Origin of the sequence: Butyrivibrio sp., from assembly GCF_017940685.1 — a bacterium.
In the GTDB taxonomy this organism is placed as follows: domain Bacteria; phylum Bacillota; class Clostridia; order Lachnospirales; family Lachnospiraceae; genus Butyrivibrio.
Genome location: NZ_JAGAYD010000042.1, coordinates 1 through 3,796 on the forward strand (window position 1 = coordinate 1; position 3,796 = coordinate 3,796).

Below are 3,796 nucleotides of genomic sequence, written 5' to 3' on the forward strand. Positions count from 1 at the left end.
CGATGACAATAACAGACTGATACAGGAAACTGTTTCAAAGGCTCACGGAGAGCTCACTTAAGGAGCGATGGCTCATGGATAAGTTTTGTATTGTTACCAACAAAAACAAGGATAAGGACAACAGCCTCACAAGTCATATCATGGAGTATCTGAAGGCACGGGGTAAGACCTGTGTGATAGCGGAGGATAAGACAGAGGATGATCCTGTATTTGTAGCAAGGAAAAATCTCTCTGTTATCCCTGAGGATACTGAGCTTGTGATCGTTCTTGGGGGTGACGGAACAATGCTTCAGGCTGCAAGGAGCATAGCTTACATGGATATTCCCCTTGTTGGAGTAAACCTTGGAACCATGGGCTATCTTACAGAGGTTTCAGTAAATGACATCGATGGAGCCCTTGACAGGATACTTAATGGCGACTACGAAATAGAAGACAGGATGATGCTAAGAGGAAGTCTTGAAGGGAAAAAGGACTACTCTTTAAATGACGTCATCATCTCCAAATATCAGGGCATAGCTGCTATTGGCTACAGTATCTACATCAATGGCACATTTCTTTGCAGCTACTATGCAGATGGCCTCGTGATATCGACGCCCACAGGATCAACAGGCTACAACATGTCAGCTGGAGGTCCTATCATTGAGCCACTGGCAAATATGCTTCTTGTGACCCCGATCTGTCCGCATTCTCTTAACGCAAGAAGTCTTCTTTTTTCACCTGATAAGAGGATAGAGGTAGAACTTCTTAAGGGCAGGAGCGGCTTTGATCAGGAGGCCATAGTTTCTTTTGACGGAAGTGGTACGCTCCTTATGAGCACAGGAGACAAGATAGAGGTTAAGAAATCAAAAAAGACAACAAAGATCTTAAGGCTCAAAGAGGAGAGCTTTCTTGATAAGATCAGTAAGAAGTTCGAAAAATAAATAGGAAAAGAGGGGAAGAAGTTGAAAAAGAACAGGCACGACAAAATTATTGAAATCATCAATAATCATGTGGTTGAGACTCAGGAGCAGCTTGCAGCACTTCTTAAGGACGAAGGATACGATGTAACTCAGGCTACAGTTTCAAGAGATATCAGACAGATGAAACTGACCAAGCAGGTTACTCCCGACGGAAGACAAAAGTATGTGTACACCACAGCTGATCCTGAGGTTATGCACGACAAGTACGTAAAGATCCTTAAGGCTGGATTTGTCAGCATGGATCTTGCACAGAATCTTTTAGTTGTCAGGACTGTATCAGGAATGGCAATGGCTCTGGCAGCAGCAATCGATTCCCTGGAGATCAAACAGGTAGTTGGCTGTATAGCTGGTGATGACACTATTTTCGTTGCTACTAAATCAGCAGAGGAAGCAACGCAGCTTATGAACGAATTTGACGAGATGCTTGGCATCGATTGATAGATAGTTTTGGATGGGGTTCTCATTTTTTAGAAAGATGAGAGAGGTAATATGTTATATAGTTTACACGTTAAGAATCTTGCTCTTATAAAGGAGCAGGAGATTGAGTTTTCTAAGGGACTCAACATTTTGACGGGAGAAACCGGTGCTGGTAAATCAGTAGTCATTGGCTCCGTCAATCTGGCCCTGGGAGGGAAGGCTGATCCATCGCTTATCCGTACCGGCGAGGAGTACGCTCTTGTGGAGCTGGTGTTTGGGGTTGATAGCGATGAAAAGAGAAAGCTTCTAAAGGAAATGGATATTCCTGTAGAAGAAGATGGCACTCTTGTGCTTCAGAGAAAGATAACTCCCACAAGGAGTATTTCCAAGGTTTCTGGTGAGACTGTAACTGCAAAGCAGCTGCGGGATATCTCTAACATTCTCATAAACATTCACGGTCAGAATGATCACCAGGAGCTACTTCACAAGAAAAAGCATATGGAGATCTTAGACGGCTATCTTGAAAACGAACTGGGTGGCCTTTTTGGAGAGCTCCGCTCTGAGTACGACAGGATGAAGGCTCTGGAAAAAGAGCTTTCTGAATCTGATATTGATGAAAGTGCAAGACTCAGGGAGCAGGAACTTTTAGAGTTTGAGATAGGCGAGATTGAAGAAGCGCAGCTCGTTGTAGGGGAAGACGAGGAACTTGATAGCGCCTATCGCAAGATGACTAATGGACGAAAAATCTCTGAAGCAGTTGGAACAGCATCCACACTTACTGGATTTGTGGACGATGGCGAGAGCGCTGTAGATCTTATTGGAAGAGCAGTAAGAGAACTATCTTCTGTAGCTTCCTATGACAGCGAGATCGAGGATCTTTTGTCGCAGCTGTCTGATGTTGAAAATCTTTTGTCAGACTTTAATCACTCCCTGTCAGGGTACTTAGACAGCCTTGAGTTTGAAGATGAGAAGTTCAGGAATGTAGAGGACAGGCTCAACGTCGTCAATCATTTAAAGGATAAATACGGTCAGAGTATTGACCTTGTTTTAGATGAACTTAGTAAAAAGCAGGAGCGCCTGGATGTTTTAACGGACCTTGATGCCCACAGAAAGAAACTGTCAAAGGATTTAGATGACAGCAGATCGAAAGCTCTTTTGCTATGTAAAAAGATATCTGACATAAGGAGGAAGGGAGCGGCAGAGCTATCTAAAAAGCTCAAGGCAGCACTTGTTGACCTGAACTTCCTTGATGTTAAGTTCGAGATCGACGTAAGAAGCGATGAGGACAGGATAACTGCAGGGGGCTTTGATGATGTGGAGTTTATGATATCCACTAATCCCGGTGAGGCCATAAGGCCACTTGATCAGATCGCCAGCGGCGGTGAGCTTTCAAGGATCATGCTTGCACTTAAGACAGTGGTGGCAGACAGAGGAGACATCAGCACCCTGATATTTGATGAGATTGACGCAGGTATTAGTGGCAAGACCGCCTGGAAAGTATCTGAAAAGCTTGGAGAACTTTCAAGAGATCATCAGATCATCTGTATCACTCACCTTCCTCAGATCGCAGCCATGGCTGACACCCATTTCATGATCGAAAAGGGACTTGAGGACGGAAGGACAGTGACAGGAATCTATGGCCTTACAGGTGATGACAGCATCAAAGAGCTTGCAAGGCTCCTTGGCGGCGACGAGATCACAGACGCAGCCATAGAGAACGCAAAAGAGATGCGAGGCAAGGCAGAGGATGCCAAAAGAGGGTAAGAAATGACAATCGACAATGACGATCTTTTAAATAGCATAATTGCTTCCCTGGGCAGGATCGATACCATCTCAGCCACTGAGATTCCGGGCATCGACCTTTACATGGATCAGCTCACATCCTTTATGGATGAGAGGCTTAAAAAGACCACAAGGCATCCGGAGAGCGACAAGATCCTCACAAAGACCATGATCAACAATTATGCCAAGAATGATCTTTTGCCACCACCTGTGAAGAAGAAGTACAGCAGGGATCACATCATTCTTTTGATCTTTATCTATTATTTTAAGAGCGTTCTGTCTATCAACGATATTCAGACTCTTTTGGAGCCTTTAAAAGAGAGGTTTCAGAATACTGATCCGGAGTTTAATCTTTCCGACATTTATAACACCTGTTTTGATCTTCAGAAGGAAGAGCTTGACCCTCTTATTGATGATATCAAAAAGAAATATGAGAGATCTCTTTCTACCTTTGAGGACAACGGCCTTAATGAGGATGAAAAGAAAAAGATGCAGACGTTTTCTTTTATCATCCAGATGCTGTTCGACGTCTATATTAAAAAGCTCCTTATGGAGAAGATCCTTGATAACATGGTGAAGGATGACGAAAAGGCAGCAGGCAGGAAGCAAAAGAGCGATAAAAAGAACAAGACCAAGGA

Annotated in this window: 4 protein-coding genes; all 4 read left to right on the plus strand. The window is 43.8% G+C overall.

The window, feature by feature from the left end:
* Positions 1 to 74: 74 nt before the first annotated feature.
* Complete coding sequence (locus J6I68_RS03020) at positions 75 to 920, plus strand: NAD(+)/NADH kinase (protein WP_292217263.1); 846 nt, start codon at positions 75 to 77, stop codon at positions 918 to 920.
* Positions 921 to 941: 21 nt separating this feature from the next.
* A complete protein-coding gene (argR, locus tag J6I68_RS03025; RefSeq protein WP_292217265.1) occupies positions 942 to 1,397 on the plus strand; it encodes an arginine repressor in 456 nt (151 codons plus the stop codon).
* Between the two features lie 51 nt (positions 1,398 to 1,448).
* On the plus strand, positions 1,449 to 3,140 hold the full coding sequence (gene recN / locus J6I68_RS03030) for a DNA repair protein RecN (RefSeq protein ID WP_292217267.1): 1,692 nt from the start codon (positions 1,449 to 1,451) through the stop codon (positions 3,138 to 3,140).
* A 3-nt stretch (positions 3,141 to 3,143) separates the two neighbouring features.
* The coding region (locus J6I68_RS03035) for a DUF1836 domain-containing protein (protein WP_292217269.1) at positions 3,144 to 3,796 on the plus strand (653 nt) is incomplete at its 3' end.

Coding starts and splice junctions, on each gene's coding strand:
- J6I68_RS03020 (WP_292217263.1), top strand. CDS start 75: ATGGATAAGTTTTGTATTGTTACCAACAAAAACAAGGATAAGGACAAC.
- recN (WP_292217267.1), top strand. CDS start 1,449: ATGTTATATAGTTTACACGTTAAGAATCTTGCTCTTATAAAGGAGCAG.